Raw genomic sequence first — 18700 nt, 5'->3', positions numbered from 1 at the left:
AGTCGGGTGCAACCTCTTCCGGAGATATCTATCCCCAAGGAGTAGTTGTGCGGTTCGGTCCGGGCGCGGAAGACTGCCCCGGGTACGAGGAGGTGGAGCAAGTGCCCACGGACAACCGGGTATCCACGGTGCTGGCCCGTCGGCTGGGCGGGGAACTGCTGCGCCTGCGGGACGCCGCGGGCCTGACGCAGCCGCAAGCGGCGCAGGTGCTGAGTGCCACGGCGGCCAAGGTCGCCAAGATGGAGCGAGGCTGGGTTCCGTTCCGGGACCCGGACATCGTCGCCCTGTGCAAGCTCTACGGGGAGACGGACGAGTCGGCCGTCGCGGGGTTGCTGGCGCTGGCCAAGCTTGATCGGGAGCGGCGCAAGGCCAAGGGGTGGTGGCAGCAGGTTCCGACCGTCGGAGGCTTCGCCGAGTACGTGGCGATGGAGGACGTCGCCACTCGCATCAGGACCTGGCAGCTCGCCTTGGTCCCGGGGCTCCTCCAGACCTCGGACTACATTCGCGCGCTGGGCGTCAGCTCCGATTCCTGGACGCATCCCGACGAGATCGAAGTCATGGTGACCACGCGTACCCGTCGGCAGAACCGGCTCTGGGGCGAACGACCCTTGGAGTTTCACGCCATCGTTTGGGAGGCGGCTCTACGTCAGGAGATCGGTGGTCGGGCGGTCATGGCCGGACAGCTCGCCCACTTGGTGGAGAAGGCGCATCTGCCCAACATCCACATCCAAGTGCTCCCGTTCCGTGTGGGAGCGGCACATGGTGTCGGGGGAGCCTTCAACATCCTGTCGTTCGCCGAGCAGGGGGCCTTGGACGTGGGCTACACGGAAAGTGTCGCGGCTACGGTGTGGGCCGAGGGAGCCGAAGCCAACGAGCGCTTCCGCCGGGCGTTCGACCGACTCTCAAGGCTGAGCCTCGCACCTCACGATTCCGTGAACCTGATCGACGCCATCTGTAAAGGTTTCCAGGCATGAAGCAGTTCAATTTCGTGAAGTCGAGCTACAGCGACATCACCAACGACTCGGATTGCGTCGAGGTGGCCACGAACATCGCAGGCACGGTCGCCGTGCGGGACAGCAAGCAGACCGACGGGCCGGTCATCGAGATGAGTGGTGCCGCGTGGACCGCGTTCGCGACGCAGGCGGGATGATCATCCGGACCGGGCGGCTGACCCTGCTGCCCCTGGAGGTCGCGCACGCGGATGAGATGGCCGCGGTATTGGGCGACCCGGAGCTGCACGGGTTCATCGGCGGAGCCCCCCTCACCGCGCCGGAGCTGCGCACGCGCTACGCGCGACTGGTCGCCGGTTCGCCGGACCCCGCCGTCACCTGGTGCAACTGGGTGGTCCGGCTCGACGCCGAGGACTGTCTGACCGGCACGGTCCAGGCGACCGTCTCCGGGGAGGTCGCCGAGATCGCCTGGGTCATCGGCACGCCCTGGCAGCGCCGCGGCATCGCGGTCGAGGCGACACGGGCCATGGCCGAGTGGCTCGGGGCGCAGGCCGGGGTGCGCCGGCTCATCGCGCACGTTCACCCCGACCACACCGCGTCCGCGGCCGTCGCCGCGCGGGTCGGGCTCGCCGCCACGGACCGGGTCGAGGACGGCGAGATCCGGTGGGAGGGACCCGCCTGACGGGGCATCGCCCGAGGGTGACGGCGTAGACGCAGGTCAAGGGCGTACGTAGGCCGGTTGCGCGGCGTGTCCGCACGGGCGGTGCGGGGGCTCGGGTTGCGGGGGCTGACGGGGTGTCGGTGAGTGGGCTGGGACACGTCCCATGTCACGTCCCACTTCACGGCACGCCCCGGCACGTCCCGCGCCGGGGCCCTCGACAGGAGAGATCCGTTGCACCGCATCACGCGTTACACCGTCCCCGCCGCCCTCTGCCTGAGCCTGCTGACCGCGTCCCCCGGTCTGGCGTCGGCGGCGGCGGAGTCGTCCGCGAAGCCGCAGGCCGCCACCGCTTTCGTGGCGGCCGCGCCGGCCGGGAAGGCCATCCCCGGTACGGAGGCCCTGCTCGCGCAGGTGCAGTCCCTGGGCGGGGTCGGCGGGCTGCTCAAACCCATCACCGATCTGCTGGCGGCCGTCCTGAAGTCCCCCGACGGCAAGATCCCGGAGGCGGACCTGGCCGCCTTCAAGGAGAAGATCGCCGCCGCGCTCGAGGACCTGAAGAAGAGCCTGCCCGCCGCCCCGGCCCTCCCGGTCCCGCTCCCGCCCGTGGACGCCCCGGCCCTCCCGGTGGACCCGCCGAAGCTCCCGGTCGAGGCGCCGAAGCTGCCGATCGAGGCCCCGAAGCTCCCGGTCGAGGCGCCGAAGCTGCCCGTGGACGCCCCGAAGCTCCCGGTGGAGGCTCCGAAGCTCCCGGTGGCGGCCCCGGCCCTCCCGGTGGCGGCCCCGGCCCTCCCGGTCGAGGCGCCGAAGCTCCCGGTGGCGGCGCCCGCGGTCCCCGTGGCGCTCCCCGTCTCCGCCCACAAGGCCAAGCCCGCCGCAGGCCCGCTCGACGTGGTCACGGGCGCCATCGACAAGCTCAAGGGCTCGGTCGACGGCCTCACCAAGGCCGCCGGCCCCTGCGGCTGCTCCACCGACGCCAAGGCCAAGGCCACGGACGTGGTGACCGACCTGGTCGCAGCCCTGGTCGCCCTGCTCACCGGCCTCGGCCTCCCGGGCCTCCCCCCGCTGCCGGTCCCGGCCCCGCCGCTCCCGGTCCCGCTCCCCGTCCAGTAGCGGCTGCCGCACCCCCGGCCCCGGCGCTGCCCGCCCCAGAAGCGGCAGCGCCCCGCCGGGGCGCTCGCGGGCGAGCGGCGTGTGCCGTAAATGCGATGACCTGCGAAGCCGCACGGTGACACAGTCACGGCATGTCCAACGACATCGCCTATCCCGTGTTCCGTACCCCCGACCCGGCACTCGCCCTGAGCACCGCGCGCCGCCTCATGGAGTTCGGCCGCTGCGAGCACTCCGAGGTCTCCGTGTACGCCGAGCTCCTCTCCGTCGCCGAGGTGCGGCGGATGGCGAAGGAGCTGCCCGAGGGGTGGTTCCAGGGGCAGGAGGAGCACGGCGAGTTCGACGGGGTGCCGCTGCAGGAGTACCCCGCGCTGGTCGTCGGAGTCCAAGGGCCCGGTCTGCCGGCCGGCTCCGCCTCGTACGACGGACGGCTGCCGGTGGAGTGCTCGCTGCTCGACCTGCCGGTCGGGAGCATCGAGGACGCCTTCACCGCGGCGATCGGCCCGAACACGGGCGAGATCAACTGGGAGACGCTGTGCTGGCCGGACGCGCCCGAACTCGGCTTTCACGGTGAGCACAAGCACTCCGAGGTGACCCTCCTCCTCAACACCCACACGCGTCACCTCCGCGAGCCCGCTGACGACCACACCGTCCTCGTCCACGTCCGCAGCGCCGTCTTCGGCGGCCGCCAAACGAACGAGCCGTACGCGCATTGGATCGCCGAACAGGTGGGACTCACGGTCATCGGGCCCGGACAGCGGCTGTGAAGCCCGCCCGGCCGGGTACGCGCGCATCAGTCGGTGGAGGCGACCGGGAGCGTCCCGTACGGTCGTTTCATGGTGATCAAAACGGGCAACCCGCGCAGCCTCGGCCTCCCCGCCCCCGAGGCGCGGCTGACCTTCGGTACGGAAACGCAGAAGCTCGGTGGCGGGTCCGGGCGCCGTTTGCTGATGCTCGACGACGAGCCCGCCTTCGAGCTGAGCTTCTTCTGCGGGACGTGCCAGTTCCTGTTCCGCAGGCTGGAGGGCGCGAACCAGACGTTGTCCCTGGAGAGCGTGCAGGAGCGGCTCACGGGTGCACTGGACGATCCGGACGACGGCGGCGTGATCGAGGCGTTCGGTGCGCTGCTGCCGGAGGGCGAGTACCTTCCGCTGCTCCTTAGCGTGGAACCCCGGCTGGTCATCCCCGGCAAGGAAGGCGACTACTTCAGCGGCGAACAGCTCACGACGTGGGGGGTCGATCCGTTCTGGGGTCTCCCGGAGTACCCGCACACTCCGTACTACCGGACCTTCGAGACCGCCGTCGACGCGGACGCCCACCTCTACGAGTTCGTCGTGCCGATGGTCCCTCCGAGGTGGAACGAGAGGGCTCGCGTCGAGGAGTACGTCGCGCTCATGGAGCGGGGAACCGTCCCCACGGCCGTGGCGGTCTCCACGCTGGACGTGTGCCAGCCCGCCGTCGACTCCGGAGACGACTATTGCGCGCACTGGGGCCTGACCCACTTCCTCCTCGACGGCCACCACAAACTGGAAGCCGCCGCCGCGGCCGGCCGGCCGGCCGGCCGGTGCGGCTCCTCTCCCTGCTGGCCCTGGGCGAGGGCCTGGCCGAAGCGGAGGACAGCGCCCGGCTCCCCGCCCTGCGCGCTCAGCCCCGCTCGGCCCGGGTGACCACCACCTGAACCAGCGCCGAAGACCGACGCCGGCACCTTCCGAGCCGCGGGCGGCTCAGAACTTCGGGTCCGGGGACTGGGCCGCGCACAGCTCCGCGGCCTCTTCCTGCGTCTCGACGGAGGGAGGGGAGCCGTCGAGCGGTTGGCGCGCGGTCTCCTTCATGCAGGCCACGGAGACGATGCCGACCAGCGCCGCCCCCATCGAGTAGTAGGCGGGCATCAGGTTCGAGCCGCTCCAGCTGATCAGTGCGGTGACCACCAGCGGGGTCGTCCCGCCGAAGAGCGAGGTCGACAGGTTGTAGCCGACCGACAGGGAGCCGTACCGGACCTGCGTCGGGAACAGGGCGGGCAGGGCGGCGGACATCGTCGCGAGCAGGCAGACGAGCGACAGCCCGAGCGCGAGCATGCCCAGCCCGACCGCGAGGACGCTGCCCTGGCGGATCAGGAGGAACGCGGGCAGGGAGAGAAGGAAGAACCCCGCCATGCCCGTCATCAGCACCGGCTTGCGGCCGAAGCGGTCGGAGAGCTTGCCGACCCGGCTGATCACCAGCATCAGGAAGACCATCATGCCGAGCAGGACGAGCAGGCCGTGCGTCTCGCTGTAGCCCAGCTCGTCGGACAGATAGGTCGGCAGGTACGACAGCACCAGGTAGACGTTGATGTTGTAGGCGCCGACCAGGCAGACGCACAGGACCAGCGTCGGCCAGTGGTCGCGGAAGATCCTCGCGAGGTCGCCCTTGGTGGTGGTCTCCGCGGCTTCCGTGGCGGCCGCGCCGGCCGCGCCGGCCGTGGCCTCCGTGGCGAGCGCCTTGCCGCCCTCCAGCTTCTGGAAGGCGGGGGTCTCGTCCAGGCGCATGCGCAGGTAGAGACCGACCAGGCCCAGCGGCCCGGCGACGAGGAAGGGGACGCGCCAGCCCCAGGCCTCCATCTGGCCGTCGTCGAGCACGGCGTACAGCGCGGTGACGAGGCCGGCCGCGCCGACGTACCCGGCCAGGGTGCCGAACTCCAGGAAGCTGCCGAAGAAGCCGCGGCGCTTGTCGGGCGCGTACTCGGCGATGAAGGTGGACGCGCCGCCGTACTCACCGCCCGTCGAGAAGCCCTGGACCATGCGGAAGAGGATCAGCAGGGCGGGGGCCCACAGGCCGATCGCGTCGTACGAGGGGATGAGCCCGATCGCGAACGTGCCCACCGCCATCATGATCATGGTGAGTGCCAGGATCCGCTTGCGGCCGAGACGGTCGCCCATCGGGCCGAAGAACATCCCGCCCAGCGGCCGTACCAGGAAGGCCACGGCGAAGGCGGCGAACGAGGACAGCAACTGCGTGGTCTCGTTCCCGGACGGGAAGAAGACGTGTCCGAGGGTGACGGCCAGGTAGGAGTAGATGCCGAAGTCGAACCACTCCATGGCGTTGCCGAGCGAGGCCGCCTTGACGGCGCGCTTGACCGTCGCCTCGTCCGTGACGGTGATGTCCGTCCTGCGGAGTCTGGGATTCCGGCGCTGCCTGATGGCACGGAAGAGGCTGGGATGGCGCTTCACCGCTTCGGGATCGGCCACCTGCGGGGGATTGGGGGCCACCATGGGCCGGTCCTTTCCTCGGGGGTGTTCCAGCAGTCCCGTCTGCGCGATCATCGTGCTCGCAAACGGGCCGGACGGCCGAATGCGATGTGGATCACACCGTTCCGGCCCCCGGGAACACCCGCCCCCGCAGCGGGCTCCCGGTCACGGCACCAGCGGCCAGCGCCCCCGCGTGCCGCCGCGCGACCGTACGGACCCCCTTGACGCGCCCTCCGCGCAGGTGGACGCTCCCGGGGCTCGGATCCGTACGGTGCGTTGGGGGGCCGGAATGCCGGAGCAGTCGGAGGGGCGTGTCCAGACCGCGGGGGAACTGCGGGCCCTGCTCGCGGCGCGCGGGGCGCGGTGGTCCGTGAGCGAGCACCTTGCCGACGGGGATCCCGTACCGAGGCCCGCCCTGGGCCTGGGCGCGAGCACGGCGGCGGCAGCGGAGCTGACGCCCGCCGGGGCCGCGCCGCCGGTGGACCTGCGGAGCCTCGTGGGCCGGGTCAGCGGCAATCCGCACCTCACCCGGCGCAGGGCGGCGCACGGGCTGCTCCCCGGAAGCCGCCCCCTCGCCGCCGCCCGCCCCTCCGCCGTGGACTGGCGCAGCCGCTGGGACCGGCCCTGGCTCACCAAGGTGAAGGACCAGGCCCCGTGCAGTGCCGGCTGGGCGTTCGGGGCGGCCGGTCTGGTGGAGTCGATGGCCCGCATCGAGCACCACGTGTGGGCCGAGCGGTCCGAGGGGGACCTGCACGACGGGATGAAGGCCACCTGCGGGCAGACGGGCAGCCCCGAGGCCGCCCTCGACTGGATCCGGACCAACGGCGGGCTGGCGGACCCGGGTTGCTGGCCGTACTCGCCGCCGCCCCCCGGTACCCCCGTCGACCGCCGGGAGGCCTGGCGGTCCGAGTACACGCCGAGCTGGGACCGCTCCGGCCGGACCGTCCGCATCACCGGGGGCCACGTCCTGCTCGGCGACGTGGAGCAGCAGAAGGTCTGGCTGGACACGGTGGGCCCGCTGACCGCCTGCTTCGACGTGTACGAGGACTTCTTCGGCCTCGGCTCCGGCGTCTACCACCAGACCGGCGGCCGCCTGGCGGGCGGCCACTGCGTCCTGATCACCGGCTACGACGACGCGGCCGGCTGCTGGCTGTTCAAGAACTCCTGGGGGACCGGCCACCACGTGGGCGGCTACGGCCGGATCGCGTACGGCGAGGCGCGGATCGACGACTGGGCGAAGTGCGGGCTGCAGGACACCAACATCGACCCCTGGAGCAAGCGCCGCCTGCACGCCGGCAACGTCTACGAGAGCGGCAACGGCCGCGCCCACCGCAACTTCGAACTGGCGGCCCTCGCCGGAGCCGGCGGCGGTTCCCTGAGCCACTGGTGGCGCGAGGGGGAGGCCCCCTTCGCCTGGAACCGTGCCCAGAGCTTCGGCTCCGACGCCTCCGGCCAGCCCGCCTTCACGGGGACCACGTACAACCGGAACATGGAGTCGCTGCACGTGACCACCGGCGGCCGGCTCCGCCACTGGTACTACGAGCACTTCGCCGCGGCCTGGCGCGACGGCGGCGCCTTCGGTCCCGGCGACGCGGCGGTCGGCTCGACCCCGGCCTTCATCCAGAGCGACTACGGGACGCCCGGCAACTTCGAGGTGGTCGTCCGCACCGCCGACGGCCGCCTCAACCACTGGTGGCGGATCAACGGCGCCCCCTGGACCTGGAACGACGGCGGCCGCTTCGCCACCGGCATCGCGCACTTCGGCCCGGCCCTGGTCCAGACCCGCTCCCGCCACCTCGACCTGGTCGCCACCCGCACCGACGGCCGGATGCAGCTGTGGTGGCGCGACGACCCGAACGGGTTCGTCTGGCGCCCCGGCGAGATCTTCGGCTCCGGCATCGCCTCCGCGCCCTGCCTGATCGAGGCGCAGCACGGGGCGGCCGACGAGGACACCGCCGGGAACTACGAGCTGTGCGTGACGGGCGCGGGCGGGCGCATCGAGCACTGGTGGCGCGGCAACGCCGGGGGCGGCGCCTGGCAGCGCTCCGCGGTCTTCGGCCACGACGTGCTGGCGGTCACCGGGATGCTCCAGGGCAGCTTCGGGTTCAACCTGGAGGTGATCGTCCTGCGCACCGACCGCCTGCTCCAGCACTACCGGCGCGACGGCGCCGGCTGGCACGAGGGGGCGGTGATCGGCCCGGCGTAGGCCGTCCGTCTCCACAGGAGAGGAGTCCGCGTGGAGGTGCGCGAGGTGGTGCTCGCGCCCGGTGAGCAGTACGAGCTGCGGCTCACCGGGCGCGGTGCGCGCGGCTACGTCTGGACCTGGCGGGTGACGGGGGACGCGGACGCGGTCTCGGTGGCGGAGGGGGCGCCGGAGACTGCGGCCGCTGCCGCGGGGGCGCCGGATCCGCCGGAGCCCCCGGAGCCGCTGCCCGGGGCGACGGTGGAGCGGGTGTACCTCGTACGGGGGCGGGTGGCAGGCCGGGCCAGGATCCGCTTCGCGCAGGTCCGTCCGGCGTATCCGGACGAGGCCGCGTACGACGAGTTCGTGCTGGACGTCATGGTGCGGTGAGGGTCGAGGCCGGTCCACAGGGTGAAGGTCCACATCGTGGACGGGCTCCCGGGTTGCACCTCTGTTGTATCTATGCTGTGCGCATGCCACCCGCTCATACCGCCGCCACCACCGTGACCGCTGCCGAACGCGTCTACCAACACGTCAAGCAGGCCGTGCTCGACCGCCGCTACGAGGGCGGGGTGCTGCTGACCGAGGGCGAGCTCGCGGTCGCCGTCGGGGTCTCGCGCACACCGGTCCGCGAGGCGCTGCTGCGGCTGGAGACCGAGGGGCTGCTCAAGCTGTACCCGAAGAAGGGCGCCCTCGTCCTCGCGGTCTCCGCCCAGGAGATCGCCGACGTCATCGAAACCCGGCTGCTGGTCGAGGAGTTCACCGTCCGCCAGGCCGTGCCCGCCCCGGCCGGGCTGCTGGAACGGCTCGCGGAACTGGTCGAGGAGCAGCGCCGGCTCGGTGACGCGGGCGAGCTCGCGGCGATGATGGCCGCCGACCGGGCCTTCCACGCGGAGATCGTGCGCAGCGCCGGCAACCAGATCCTCTGCCGCCTCTACGACCAACTGCGCGACCGCCAGCTCCGCATGGGCGTGGCCCTGCTGCACGCGCACCCCGAGCGGGTGGAGCGGACGCTGGCCGAACACGGGGAGATCCTCGACGCCCTGCGCGCGGGCGACGCCGATACGGCCGCCGCGGCGGTACGGGCCCACGTGAGCCGGGTCGGCGAACTGGTGCGGGGGTCCGCCCGATGAGCTCCGCGCGCTCCGAGTCCATGGCCTCCCCTGCCGCCTTCAAGGACCCGCCGGGCGGCCGTAAGGCGGTGCTCGTCTGGTCGATCGGCGTCGCCGTCTACTTCGTGGCGGTCATCTTCCGCACCAGCCTCGGAGTCGCCGGGCTGGAGGCCGCCGACCGCTTCCACGTGAACGCCTCGGCGCTGTCGACCTTCTCCCTGCTCCAGCTCCTGGTCTACGCGGGCATGCAGATACCCGTCGGCCTGATGGTGGACCGGCTCGGCACCAAGAAGGTGCTCACCCTCGGCGCCGTGCTCTTCACCGCCGGCCAGATCGGCTTCGCGCTCTCCCCCTCCTACGGGATGGCCCTCGCGGCCCGCGCCCTGCTGGGTTGCGGGGACGCCATGACCTTCATCTCCGTGCTGCGGCTCGGCACCCGCTGGTTCCCGGCCCGCCGGGGCCCGCTGATGGCGCAGCTGGCCGGCCTGGTCGGCATGGCGGGCAACCTGATCTCCACGCTGGTGCTGGCTCCCGTGCTGCACGGGGTCGGCTGGGTGCCGGCGTTCGCGGGCAGTGCGGTGGCGGGGCTGGTGGTCCTGGTCCCGCTCGTGCTGTTCCTGCGCGACCACCCGGAAGGGCACGAGCCCGCGCCCTCGGCAGCCTCCGGCGCGGGGGGATTCGTACGGCGCCAGATCGCCGACTCCTGGCGGGAGCCGGGCACCAAGCTCGGGCTGTGGGTGCACTTCACGACGCAGTTCCCGGCGATGGTGTTCCTGCTGCTGTGGGGCATGCCCTTCCTCGTCGAGGCCCAGGGGCTGTCCCGGACCACCGCGGGCGGCCTGCTGACCCTGGTGGTCGCCTCGAACATGGCGCTCGGCTTGGTCTACGGCCAGGTCGTGGGCCGCAGGCAGTCCTCCCGGATCCCGCTCGCCCTGGGCACGGTCGCCCTGACGGCCCTCCTGTGGGGCTCGGTCCTGGCCTACCCCGGGGACCACGCGCCGATGTGGCTGCTGATCGCGCTCTGCCTGGTGCTGGGCACGTGCGGGCCGGCGTCGATGATCGGCTTCGACTTCGCCCGGCCCGCCAACCCGGCGGAACGTCAGGGCACCGCCTCCGGAATCACCAACATGGGCGGTTTCATCGCCTCGATGACGACCCTGCTGGTGGTGGGCCTGCTGCTCGACGCCACCGGGGACAACTACCGCATCGCGTTCTCGTCGGTCTTCGTCCTGGAACTCCTGGGCATCGCCCAGATCCTGCGCCTGCGCGGCCGCGCCCTGGCCCGCGAGCGCGAGCGGGTGGGAGCGGGAACAGGAGCGGGAGTCGCGGCGGGGACGGCCGTGGCCGCCCCGTCGGCCCAGGCCCAGGCCCAGGCCCAGGTTCCCGTACCGGCCGCCCCGCCCGCCCCGGCCCCGGGCGTCACCGCCGTGGCGGCCGCCGGGGCCGGGGCCGGCGCCCCCGTCGGCCCCCCCGATCCGCAGCCGGCCCGATGACGTCCGGAGCCGGCCCGATGTGCGCGTAGGCCACCCGTACCGCGAGCGGGACGAGCCCCGAGTGGGATAGACCCCCGTCCTCTCCCACCCGTCCGTCCGTCCGCTCCGCGGATCCGGGTTCCGGCCAACGCGTGCCGAGCCTATGAGGGCCCCGCGCGGCCGGTTGTGCACTGCGCGCAGGGGTCGTTGACAATGCGCGCAGCGGCCCCGGCCGCGACCGGGGCCCGCTACTCCTCGCGCGCCGGATCCTCCCCGGTCGCCGCGGCCTGCCGCGCCGCCGCGTGGCGGAACCCGCTGGGGCTGACCCCGTACGTGTCGCGGAACAGCCGGCTGAACACGGAGGCGTTGGTGAACCCCCAGCGCAGGGCCACGGTGTGGACGGGGACGGCGAGCTGTGCGCCATCGGCGAGGTCGGCGTGGCACCGCTCCAGGCGGCGCCGGCGGATCGTGGCCGCGACGCTCTCCCCGCGCTCCCGAAAGAGGAGCTGGAGCCGGCGCAGCGAGAGGCTGTGCCGGGCGGCGACCACGGACGGGCTCAGCTCCGGATCGCCGAGGTTGTGCCCGATGAAGGCGTCGATCCGTGCCAGCAGGGCCCGGGTCTGGCTCTCCTCGGACAGTTCGTCCTCGGCTCCGATCCGCCCGGCGAGGCAGGCCCCGGCCAGGTCGAGGGCGATGGACCCGAGCTGCTCCAGCTCGCCGGGCCCGCACTCCTCCCCGTGCGCGGCCAGGGAGCGCATGTACTGCGCGAGGATCGCCCCCATCCCCCGGTCGGCGGGGATCCGCTCGGCGAGCAGCCGCTCCACCCGGTCCGACCGCAGGGGGAGCGCCGTGCGGGGCAGCGAGAGAATCACGACGTGGAGCGGCTGGGTGCCGAGGACGCCCGACTCGAAGGGGCGGGAGGTGTCCCACAGCACCAGGTCCCCCGAGAAGGGCCCCGAGTCGTGCCGGTTCTGCGCGACCCACGTGGTCCCACGGGTCACCAGCCCCAGCTGGTACTGCTCGGGATCGCTGCTGCGCACGTGCGCCGCCGTGCGCCGGGAGTGCAGGGGGGCGTAGCCGAGCTGCTTCACCTGGACGGAGCCCAGGTCCAGCACGGCGGCCTCCGCCCGGAAGTCCTGGGCGTGCTCACTCTTGATCGACGTGGACACCAACTCCTGCGCCACCACGTCGGCGAACCAATCGAACCGGTCCGCCGCCGGCACGGCAGCGGACGACATCATCGACCACACCAAGGGTGTTCTCCGAACTCAAGGAGTCACGGAGAAGCTGGCCAGGATCGCCTCGGCCAGTGCCGGGTCGCCCTCCACCTTCACCCGGTCGGCCACGGTGTGCGGACGCACCCGGCCGGCCGCGAGGCGTACGTACGTCTCCCAGTCCAGGGTCAGCGTCACCGCGGGCCCCAGCGAGGGGGCCTTGTCGATGGTGCCGCGGCCCTCCGCGTCGACCCGTACGGTCCGCATGAACTCCAGCGCCCCGTGCACGTCGATGACGACGGCCGAGTTCGCGGGCGCGCCCGCCTTCTTCGCGACCACCTTCGGCAGCCCGGAGAGCAGGACGTCCCTGGCCACGTAGGCGCCCGGCGAGTCCCAGTTGCCCGGTGCGCCCAGGGCTGCCCGCAGGTCCTGCTCGTGGATCCACACGTCGAACGCGCGCAGCCGCAGCGAGTCCTCCAGCGTCGCCGGCTCGCCCAGCGGGCCGCGGATGATCGTGTCCGGTTCCCGCTTCTCGTTCCGCAGCTGCCGGGAGCGGCGGATGATCGTGTACTCCAGCTCGGAGGTCATCTCGGGCGCGGTGTGGTGCCGCCGCACGTCGACCTGCACCTCCATGTACCGGGAGAACTCGTCGACCACGTGCCGCAGGTCCCGCGGCAGGGTGTGGATCGGCCGCGGATCGCCCAGCTGCTCGCACTCGATGCCGATGACGTGGGAGACGACGTCGCGCACGGACCAGTTGGGGCAGGGCGTCGCCCGGCTCCACTCGCCTTCCGTCAACGGAAGGACCAGCTCGGATATCGCCTCGATGGAGTGGGTCCACGCGTCGGCATAGGGCTGAAGGCTGGGATGCGGATGGACGGTCAACGGGACCCCTCGCGTGCTGATCATTGGCCTGTTGGCGCGTTTGGCGCATTGGCGCGTTCTGGAAGCTTGAGCAATGGCTTCAAAACTACGCTGCCGGTGAGCACCCCGGCAGTGCTTTCGTGTGACGATCGTAGGCCCGAGTTGACGGCTTGAAAGCCAGGACGGTGGTACTGTGCGCGCTTCCCTGATCCAAATCGCGGTGAATGAGGGGGAGTCGGTGGTTTCCCGCCGCTCCCGTGCCGCTGAGCTCGTGCGCGAACAGTCCGGCTCGGACCTCGTCGTCCTGCCCGAGCTGTGGACCGTGGGCGCCTTCGCCTACGAGCAGTTCGAGACAGAAGCCGAGCCGCTGGACGGACCGACCTACGGGGCCATGGCCGCGGCCGCCCGCGACGCCGGCGTCTGGCTGCACGCCGGTTCCTTCGTGGAGCGCGCGGGCGACGGCTCGCTCTACAACACCGCGCTCGTCCTCTCCCCGGCGGGCGAGCTCGCCGCCACGTACCGCAAGATCCACCGCTTCGGCTTCGACCAGGGCGAGGCCGTCCTGATGTCCGCGGGCGAGTCCCTGACCACGGTCGCCCTGCCGGAGCAGACCCTCGGCCTCGCCACCTGCTACGACCTGCGCTTCCCGGAGCTGTTCCGCGGCCTGGTCGACGCCGGCGCGACGACGCTGGTCGTCTCCGCGGGCTGGCCGGCCCGCCGCCGGGGCCACTGGACGCTGCTGAACCGGGCCCGCGCGGTCGAGGACCAGTCGTACGTCCTCGCGTGCGGGACGGCCGGCACCAACGGCGGCGTGGAACAGGCCGGCCACAGCCTGGTCGTGGACCCGTGGGGCGAGGTCCTCGCGGAGGCGGGCCCGGGGGAGGAGGTCCTGACGGTGGACCTCGACCCGAAGAAGGTCGCCGAGACCCGCGAGCAGTTCCCGGCCCTGAAGGACCGCCGCCTCGGCCTCTGACCCGGCCGGACCTGCGTGCTTTACTCGCCCGGAGCCATCGGGAGACGAGGGCGGGGGCGGGTACGAGTACGGGGACGGGGTGCGGGCCATGACGGACGTGACGGCGGGCGCGGGGACGGAGCCGTCGGGGCCCGAGCAGTGGGGGCCGCAGGAGTCGGGGCCGCAGGAGTGGGGCCCGGTGGAAGCCCTGGAGGAGCACGCGGGGCCGGAGGAACGGATCCACTGGCTCCAGCGCTCGATGGCCGGCCTCGCCGCCCTCCTGATGGCCGCCCTGACGGCCGTCTGCGCGACGTCCCCGCTCGGCATGGTCCTGCTCCTCCCGCTCGTCGCCATCGCCTCGACCCTCTTCGTCCGGGAGCGCGATGCCTTCCGGACCCTGTGCATCACCGTCGGCGGCCTCGGGTTCCTCATCGGGATCCTGCTGGCAACCTTCGGCTTCCTCCCGGTGCTTCCGTCGGCGATCGTCCTGCTGCTCGCCGCCTGGGCCGATCCGCGCCGCAGCACGGTGTGCGCCTCGGTGTGCGCCGCCGTCTCCGTGCTGGTGGCCGCGGTGGCGCTGACCGCCGCGGGCTCGCTGGCGTACAACGCCTGGCTGCGGCCCTCCTACGCGTACTCCGTCGACGTCGAGGGCCGCCTGTACACCCAGGACGGCCTCCACGAGGGGGAGCTCTGGGAGTACGGGGTGACCGGCATCTACGAGACCGGCCTCGATACCGGGACCCGGCTGAAGGTCACCTACGACGAGAGCCTCACCGGACCCGAGCGCGCCGCCCTGCGCGCGTTCCTGGAGGACATCCCCGGCGCCGGCCCGCTCCAGGACTGCGGCCGGGGCGACTGCGACTGAGACGACTGCGGCCGGGGCGACGGCGACTGAGCCGGGGCGCTACTCCTCGCCCGGGCCCTCCCGCTCCTTCTCCGCCATCCGGATCACGCACACCGCGACGGCGATGAGCAGCGAGGCGTCGGCGTCCTCGCGGACCACGTCGACGGCGTACGTCTCGCGGATCCGGTACCACTGCCGGGAGATCAGGGCGAGCAGTTCCCCGTCGTACTCGACCTTGAACTCCCGGTCCAGGATCCGCCCGCTGACATCGAGCTCGGTGCCCTCGTTGAGCGTGACCAGGTAGTGGTTGCGCAGCAGCGAGAGCCGCTTCTTGCGGATCACCGCGAGCCGCCGCTCGTCGCGCTCCAGCGTCATCGCGTCGCGCAGGGCGAAGAGCTTCTCCCGCAGTGTGATGAGGATCCGCCCGTCGGGATCCTTGAGCTCCAGGGTGTCCCGGAACCGCAGGGCCTTCCCGTCCACGAGGAAGGCGTGCCGGCCGTCCTCGTCCTCGATCCAGTAGTCGTCCCCGATGGCCAGCATCTTGTCCCGTACCAGGTATTTCACGCCCTCATCGCTGCCCGCGATAGGTTCCGGTCATGCCTCTCCTCTACGTGACCGACCTGGCCTACCCGGCGCGCGGACGCCGCTACGGCGACGAGGACGTCTTCCTCACCGCACGCCTGCGCGAGCACTTCCCGCTGGCCCTGTGCCACCCCCTGGACGCGGAGGCCCTCCTCCCGGCCTTCGACACGGTCGTCGTCCGCAACAGCGGCCCGGTCCTCCACCACCAGGAGGCCTACGACTCCTTCCGCGCGGCCGCCCTCGCCGCCGGCACCCGCGTCTACAACCCCCTGACGGGCCGCGGCGACATGGCGGGCAAGCAATACCTGGTGGACCTGACCGCCTCCGGCCACCCGGTCATCCCCACCATCGACGACCCGGCGCACCTGTCCCTCCTTCCCGCGTCCCCCGCCTACGCGGTGAAGCCGAAGCAGGGAGCGGACTCGATAGGCCTCACCTTCACCTCGCACCCGGACTGCGCCCCGGGGGAGTTCCTGATCCAGCCGCGCATCGACTTCGCGTACGAGGTGTCCTTCTACTTCGTCGACGACACCTTCCAGTACGCCCTGTACGCCCCGGACCCGGCCCGCCGCTGGGAGCTGGTCCCGTACGAGCCCACCCCCGCGGACCTCTCCTTCGCCCGCACCTTCATCGACTGGAACACCCTCACCCACGGCATCCAGCGCGTGGACGCCTGCCGGGCCCCCTCGGGCGACCTCCTCCTGGTGGAGCTGGAGGACCTCAACCCGTACCTCTCCCTGGACCTCCTCCCCACCGAGACCCAGGACGCCTTCGTCACCGCGCTGGTCCGCTCCCTCCACAGCTTCGGAGCCTGATGTCAGACCCGGGTGCGAGCCTCGGGCCATGGACAAGCAGACGTTCTGGAAGCTGATCGAAACGGCCCGCGCGCAGGCGGAGCCGGACCGGGTGGCGCAGCGCGCGGCGGCGCTGCTCGCCGAGCACCCCGCGGCGGAAGTGGCGGCGGCCCAGCAGGTGTTGTGGGACCTCTTGGCGGAGTCCTACCGGGCCCCGCTCTGGGCCGCGGCCTACCTGATCAACGGCGGCTGCTCGGACGACGGCTTCGACTACTTCCGAGGCTGGCTCCTCGTCCAGGGCGAAGAGGTCTTCACGGCCGCCCTGTCGGACCCGGACTCCCTGGCGGACCATCCCCGGGTCCGCGCGGCATCGGCCGGCGGCGAATACCTGGAGGACGAGAGGGCCCTGTCCATAGCCTGGACCGCCTACGAGTCCGCCACGGGCCAGACCCTCCCGTCGGGCTCCTTCACCATCACGTACCCGCCCCTGGACCCGGCCTGGGACTTCGACTTCGGCGACGGCGCGGAGCTCACACGCCGCCTCCCTCGGCTGAGCGGCCTCTTCGGCTAGGCGGGCGCGCACTTGGCGACGTACGACCGTGCCGCGTAGCGGAGCAGGGCCCAGATCGCCGTGGCGTTGATCAGGGCGCTGACCAGGACCGCGCCGTAGAGGCCGAATTCGCCCCCCATGTCGAGCTTCGAGTCGACGGACGTGTCCGGTACGTAGTCCGCGGGGAGCGGCTCCGCGTCCGAGGCGAACCAGGGGTAGTCCGTGGGCAGCTTCGTGGGCGGCTCGGAGCCGGTGTAGGGGTGGGGATCCACGGGCGGGGCCGCTTCCAGGGCGTCCGCCGCGGGTCCGAAGGACGACAGCAGCAGCATGCTGACCGGCGCCGTAGCCAGGATGGGCAGGGCTCCGAACATCCCGACGTCGCCCGTCCGGCTGCCGACCGCGAGGTACACCAGCATCGCGACCACCAGCGCCAGGTACGCACCGGGCACCCACATCTCAGTCTTCGACCAGCGCCGCACCATTTCGTTCCCCGCCCCGTCCAGTCCCGTTCCGCTTCGTTCGTTCTGTTGCCAGTCTCGGAGCTGCCGGGTCCCGCCACCTGAGTACGCCTACTCATCCTGCGCTGCCCCGCGTACCTGGTCAGAGCCGTGCAGGGGGTGGGCGCCGGGGAGCGCGCTCGGCGCCGGAGGGAGCGCGGGAGATAACGCTTGGGTCACGGTTGGAGCTCGCGTGCAGCAGTCGGGGAGCGGGCTCCGTCAGGTAGGCCGGGGGAGCCAAAGGGGCTTCGGGAGAGGTGCAGATGCGCAAGAGGCACGGGCCGGGTGGCCATGCGAACCGCTGACGTTCCCGCCTTCACGGCCTTCGTGCAGGCACGGTCCCCGGCACTGTTCAGGACCGCCCTGCTGATCACCGGCGAGCGGCACGTGGCCGACGACCTCGTGCAGTCCACGCTGGAGCAGGTGTGCCGGCACTGGCGCAGGGTCCGCTCCGCCGACGCACCGGAGGCCTACGCGCGCCGGATCCTGGTGAACCTCGCGAACGACCGCTGGCGCAAGCTGCGCGGGCGTGCGGAGGTCCCCCTGGACGACGGCATCGGGGGCGGGCACGTCGATCCGTACAAAGGGCTCGTGGTCCGCGACGAGTTGATGCGCGAACTGCAGTGCCTGCCGGTCGGCATGCGCACCGTACTGGTGCTGCGGTACTTCGAAGACCTCGACGACGCGGAGATCGGCCGCTTGATGAACATCTCGGCCGGCTCGGTCCGGTCCCAGGTGGCCCGGGGCCTGTCGAAGCTCCGGTCGACCGTCGGTACACAGGCACTGCGCGCGGGTTCGGAAGGGGCGGCATGAAGGACTTCGACCTGGAGGAGGAGCTGGCCGCTGCCATGCTCGACCGTGCGGGCCAGGAACCGCCGCGCGGCTACGACGTGGACGGCCTCATCGGGCGGGTGCGGCTGCGCCGGCGCCGCCTGCAGACGGGTGCGGTGGCGGCCGCGGTGATCGTGGCCCTGGGGGCCGGCTTCGTCGTCCGGGAGGGCAGGGACCGCACCTCGACGCCCGCACCGGCGGCGACCGCGCCGAGTCCCGACATGCCCCCCGCCCCCTCCGTGCCCGTCGAACCGCCCCCGTTCGACCTGTCACGGAGCATGAACACCCTGTTCCTCTCCGCCCTGCGCTACCAGAACCCGGCCACCCGCTCCCAGGTGGATCCGGCCGAGGTGGCGGCACTGTTCTCCAACGAGCCCAACTATCGGCGGATCTGGGGCGCCGACTCGCTCGGCGTGACCTGCGGCACCGCGGTCGACGGCGTGCTGCTGTCGGGCGGGGTCCTGCTGTACCGGGGGACCGAACCGCTCGACCGGATCCCTTCCGTCACCTTTGACGCGACCACGGGGAAGGTGGTCGAGCTGACCTGCGCCACGAACTCCGCAGGAGGCAAGGGGGGCGACCCGACCGTGTCCGGCTTCTACGGCGGACTGGTGACGGCCGCCAAGTCCGGCGACTCCACGGCACCGGCGACGCTCGGAAAACAGTTCGTGACCGGGCACCTTCGCTCCGCCCAGGGCCCGACCGCCGGCACCTGCTCCGTCACCACGCCCCCCTTCTGGCTCGCCGACAACCCCTCGTCCGGAACCCTGACCCACGGATGGACCGTGAACCTCGGCGGCGCCTCCGCCTTCCCGATCGACATCGACGAGAACGCGAAGATCGCCAAATCCTGCGGCGGATGAC

20 protein-coding genes and 1 pseudogene are annotated in these 18700 nt (G+C 72.1%); 16 read left to right on the top strand and 5 right to left on the bottom strand.

Annotation, left to right across the window (positions count from 1 at the left end):
• The first annotated feature begins 101 nt into the window (after nucleotides 1–101).
• The 6 genes from OG276_RS17830 to OG276_RS17805 all read left to right on the top strand — a co-directional run bounded on the left by OG276_RS17830 (nucleotide 102) and on the right by OG276_RS17805 (nucleotide 4385).
• Nucleotides 102–974 carry a helix-turn-helix transcriptional regulator gene (locus OG276_RS17830; RefSeq protein WP_266906665.1) on the top strand — a complete coding sequence of 291 codons (873 nt, stop codon included), beginning with the start codon at nucleotides 102–104 and terminating at the stop codon, nucleotides 972–974.
• Nucleotides 971–1150: a DUF397 domain-containing protein gene (locus OG276_RS17825; protein WP_266906663.1), complete on the top strand. Its 180-nt coding sequence runs from the start codon at nucleotides 971–973 to the stop codon at nucleotides 1148–1150. Before OG276_RS17830 ends, OG276_RS17825 begins: the two co-directional genes overlap by 4 nt.
• Nucleotides 1147–1632 (top strand): GNAT family N-acetyltransferase, encoded by a 486-nt coding sequence (locus tag OG276_RS17820; RefSeq protein WP_266906661.1) that lies wholly within the window; start codon nucleotides 1147–1149, stop codon nucleotides 1630–1632. The genes OG276_RS17825 and OG276_RS17820 overlap by 4 nt, the downstream gene beginning before the upstream one ends.
• Before the next feature lie 210 nt (nucleotides 1633–1842).
• The gene (locus OG276_RS17815; protein ID WP_266906659.1) at nucleotides 1843–2721 is read left to right on the top strand and encodes a hypothetical protein; all 879 of its coding nucleotides are present in this window, start codon (nucleotides 1843–1845) and stop codon (nucleotides 2719–2721) included.
• Between the two features lie 131 nt (nucleotides 2722–2852).
• A complete protein-coding gene (locus tag OG276_RS17810) occupies nucleotides 2853–3485 on the top strand; it encodes a hypothetical protein (protein ID WP_266906657.1) in 633 nt (210 codons plus the stop codon).
• A 69-nt stretch (nucleotides 3486–3554) separates the two neighbouring features.
• Nucleotides 3555–4385 carry a hypothetical protein gene (locus OG276_RS17805; RefSeq protein WP_323182342.1) on the top strand — a complete coding sequence of 277 codons (831 nt, stop codon included), beginning with the start codon at nucleotides 3555–3557 and terminating at the stop codon, nucleotides 4383–4385.
• Between the two features lie 57 nt (nucleotides 4386–4442).
• On the opposite strand, the gene OG276_RS17800 is transcribed toward OG276_RS17805, so the two are convergent.
• Nucleotides 4443–5966, bottom strand: a complete 1524-nt coding sequence (locus tag OG276_RS17800) for an MFS transporter (RefSeq protein WP_266906655.1) — start codon at nucleotides 5964–5966, stop codon at nucleotides 4443–4445.
• A 265-nt stretch (nucleotides 5967–6231) separates the two neighbouring features.
• Here OG276_RS17800 and OG276_RS17795 point away from each other — a divergent pair, with 265 nt between their 5' ends.
• The 4 genes and pseudogenes from OG276_RS17795 to OG276_RS17780 form a co-directional block, all read left to right on the top strand.
• Nucleotides 6232–8148 (top strand): C1 family peptidase, encoded by a 1917-nt coding sequence (locus tag OG276_RS17795; RefSeq protein WP_266906653.1) that lies wholly within the window; start codon nucleotides 6232–6234, stop codon nucleotides 8146–8148.
• A gap of 30 nt (nucleotides 8149–8178) precedes the next feature.
• Nucleotides 8179–8514, top strand: coding sequence for a protease inhibitor I42 family protein (locus OG276_RS17790; protein ID WP_266906651.1), 336 nt, complete (start codon nucleotides 8179–8181; stop codon nucleotides 8512–8514).
• Between the two features lie 83 nt (nucleotides 8515–8597).
• Nucleotides 8598–9257, top strand: coding sequence for a GntR family transcriptional regulator (locus OG276_RS17785; RefSeq protein ID WP_266906649.1), 660 nt, complete (start codon nucleotides 8598–8600; stop codon nucleotides 9255–9257).
• Nucleotides 9254–10543 (top strand): annotated as a pseudogene (locus OG276_RS17780) (nitrate/nitrite transporter); the annotation flags it as partial. The gene OG276_RS17785 and the pseudogene OG276_RS17780, both read left to right, overlap by 4 nt.
• Before the next feature lie 413 nt (nucleotides 10544–10956).
• Here OG276_RS17780 and OG276_RS17775 read toward each other — a convergent pair.
• Both OG276_RS17775 and OG276_RS17770 read right to left on the bottom strand, forming a co-directional pair.
• Nucleotides 10957–11949 (bottom strand): helix-turn-helix domain-containing protein, encoded by a 993-nt coding sequence (locus OG276_RS17775; RefSeq protein ID WP_266906645.1) that lies wholly within the window; start codon nucleotides 11947–11949, stop codon nucleotides 10957–10959.
• Between the two features lie 27 nt (nucleotides 11950–11976).
• Nucleotides 11977–12807 (bottom strand): maleylpyruvate isomerase family mycothiol-dependent enzyme, encoded by an 831-nt coding sequence (locus OG276_RS17770; RefSeq protein ID WP_266906643.1) that lies wholly within the window; start codon nucleotides 12805–12807, stop codon nucleotides 11977–11979.
• A 172-nt stretch (nucleotides 12808–12979) separates the two neighbouring features.
• On the opposite strand from OG276_RS17770, the gene OG276_RS17765 reads away from it, so the two are divergent.
• Entirely contained in the window at nucleotides 12980–13759 is a 780-nt protein-coding gene (locus OG276_RS17765) for a carbon-nitrogen family hydrolase (RefSeq protein ID WP_266906641.1), read from the top strand.
• A gap of 88 nt (nucleotides 13760–13847) precedes the next feature.
• Nucleotides 13848–14603 carry a hypothetical protein gene (locus OG276_RS17760; RefSeq protein WP_266906639.1) on the top strand — a complete coding sequence of 252 codons (756 nt, stop codon included), beginning with the start codon at nucleotides 13848–13850 and terminating at the stop codon, nucleotides 14601–14603.
• Between the two features lie 39 nt (nucleotides 14604–14642).
• Here the strand turns inward: OG276_RS17760 and OG276_RS17755 are convergent, their stop codons facing one another.
• On the bottom strand, nucleotides 14643–15146 hold the full coding sequence (locus OG276_RS17755) for an LURP-one-related/scramblase family protein (RefSeq protein ID WP_266906637.1): 504 nt from the start codon (nucleotides 15144–15146) through the stop codon (nucleotides 14643–14645).
• A 32-nt stretch (nucleotides 15147–15178) separates the two neighbouring features.
• Here OG276_RS17755 and OG276_RS17750 point away from each other — a divergent pair, with 32 nt between their 5' ends.
• A complete protein-coding gene (locus tag OG276_RS17750; RefSeq protein WP_266906635.1) occupies nucleotides 15179–15979 on the top strand; it encodes a hypothetical protein in 801 nt (266 codons plus the stop codon).
• A 28-nt stretch (nucleotides 15980–16007) separates the two neighbouring features.
• Nucleotides 16008–16529, top strand: a complete 522-nt coding sequence (locus OG276_RS17745; protein WP_266906633.1) for a DUF4240 domain-containing protein — start codon at nucleotides 16008–16010, stop codon at nucleotides 16527–16529.
• Here OG276_RS17745 and OG276_RS17740 read toward each other — a convergent pair.
• Nucleotides 16526–16957 carry a hypothetical protein gene (locus OG276_RS17740; protein WP_266906631.1) on the bottom strand — a complete coding sequence of 144 codons (432 nt, stop codon included), beginning with the start codon at nucleotides 16955–16957 and terminating at the stop codon, nucleotides 16526–16528. The two genes, OG276_RS17745 and OG276_RS17740, sit on opposite strands and share 4 nt — an antisense overlap.
• A 339-nt stretch (nucleotides 16958–17296) precedes the next feature.
• On the opposite strand from OG276_RS17740, the gene OG276_RS17735 reads away from it, so the two are divergent.
• Together OG276_RS17735 and OG276_RS17730 are read left to right on the top strand one after the other, a co-directional pair.
• A complete protein-coding gene (locus OG276_RS17735; protein WP_266906629.1) occupies nucleotides 17297–17818 on the top strand; it encodes a SigE family RNA polymerase sigma factor in 522 nt (173 codons plus the stop codon).
• Nucleotides 17815–18699 carry a hypothetical protein gene (locus OG276_RS17730; RefSeq protein WP_266906627.1) on the top strand — a complete coding sequence of 295 codons (885 nt, stop codon included), beginning with the start codon at nucleotides 17815–17817 and terminating at the stop codon, nucleotides 18697–18699. The genes OG276_RS17735 and OG276_RS17730 overlap by 4 nt, the downstream gene beginning before the upstream one ends.
• Nucleotide 18700 lies beyond the last annotated feature (1 nt).

The sequence above is a fragment of the Streptomyces sp. NBC_00086 genome (assembly GCF_026343255.1).
Taxonomy (GTDB): Bacteria; Actinomycetota; Actinomycetes; order Streptomycetales; family Streptomycetaceae; genus Streptomyces.
The sequence above is the reverse complement of the archived record's forward strand: the minus strand, read 5'-3'. Positions and strand labels throughout refer to the sequence as shown.

Coding starts and splice junctions, on each gene's coding strand:
- OG276_RS17750 (WP_266906635.1), top strand. CDS start 15,179: ATGCCTCTCCTCTACGTGACCGACCTGGCCTACCCGGCGCGCGGACGC.
- OG276_RS17760 (WP_266906639.1), top strand. CDS start 13,848: ATGACGGACGTGACGGCGGGCGCGGGGACGGAGCCGTCGGGGCCCGAG.
- OG276_RS17730 (WP_266906627.1), top strand. CDS start 17,815: ATGAAGGACTTCGACCTGGAGGAGGAGCTGGCCGCTGCCATGCTCGAC.
- OG276_RS17805 (WP_323182342.1), top strand. CDS start 3,555: ATGGTGATCAAAACGGGCAACCCGCGCAGCCTCGGCCTCCCCGCCCCC.
- OG276_RS17785 (WP_266906649.1), top strand. CDS start 8,598: ATGCCACCCGCTCATACCGCCGCCACCACCGTGACCGCTGCCGAACGC.
- OG276_RS17735 (WP_266906629.1), top strand. CDS start 17,297: ATGCGAACCGCTGACGTTCCCGCCTTCACGGCCTTCGTGCAGGCACGG.
- OG276_RS17775 (WP_266906645.1), bottom strand. CDS start 11,949: ATGATGTCGTCCGCTGCCGTGCCGGCGGCGGACCGGTTCGATTGGTTC.
- OG276_RS17800 (WP_266906655.1), bottom strand. CDS start 5,966: ATGGTGGCCCCCAATCCCCCGCAGGTGGCCGATCCCGAAGCGGTGAAG.
- OG276_RS17825 (WP_266906663.1), top strand. CDS start 971: ATGAAGCAGTTCAATTTCGTGAAGTCGAGCTACAGCGACATCACCAAC.
- OG276_RS17820 (WP_266906661.1), top strand. CDS start 1,147: ATGATCATCCGGACCGGGCGGCTGACCCTGCTGCCCCTGGAGGTCGCG.
- OG276_RS17745 (WP_266906633.1), top strand. CDS start 16,008: ATGGACAAGCAGACGTTCTGGAAGCTGATCGAAACGGCCCGCGCGCAG.
- OG276_RS17795 (WP_266906653.1), top strand. CDS start 6,232: ATGCCGGAGCAGTCGGAGGGGCGTGTCCAGACCGCGGGGGAACTGCGG.
- OG276_RS17810 (WP_266906657.1), top strand. CDS start 2,853: ATGTCCAACGACATCGCCTATCCCGTGTTCCGTACCCCCGACCCGGCA.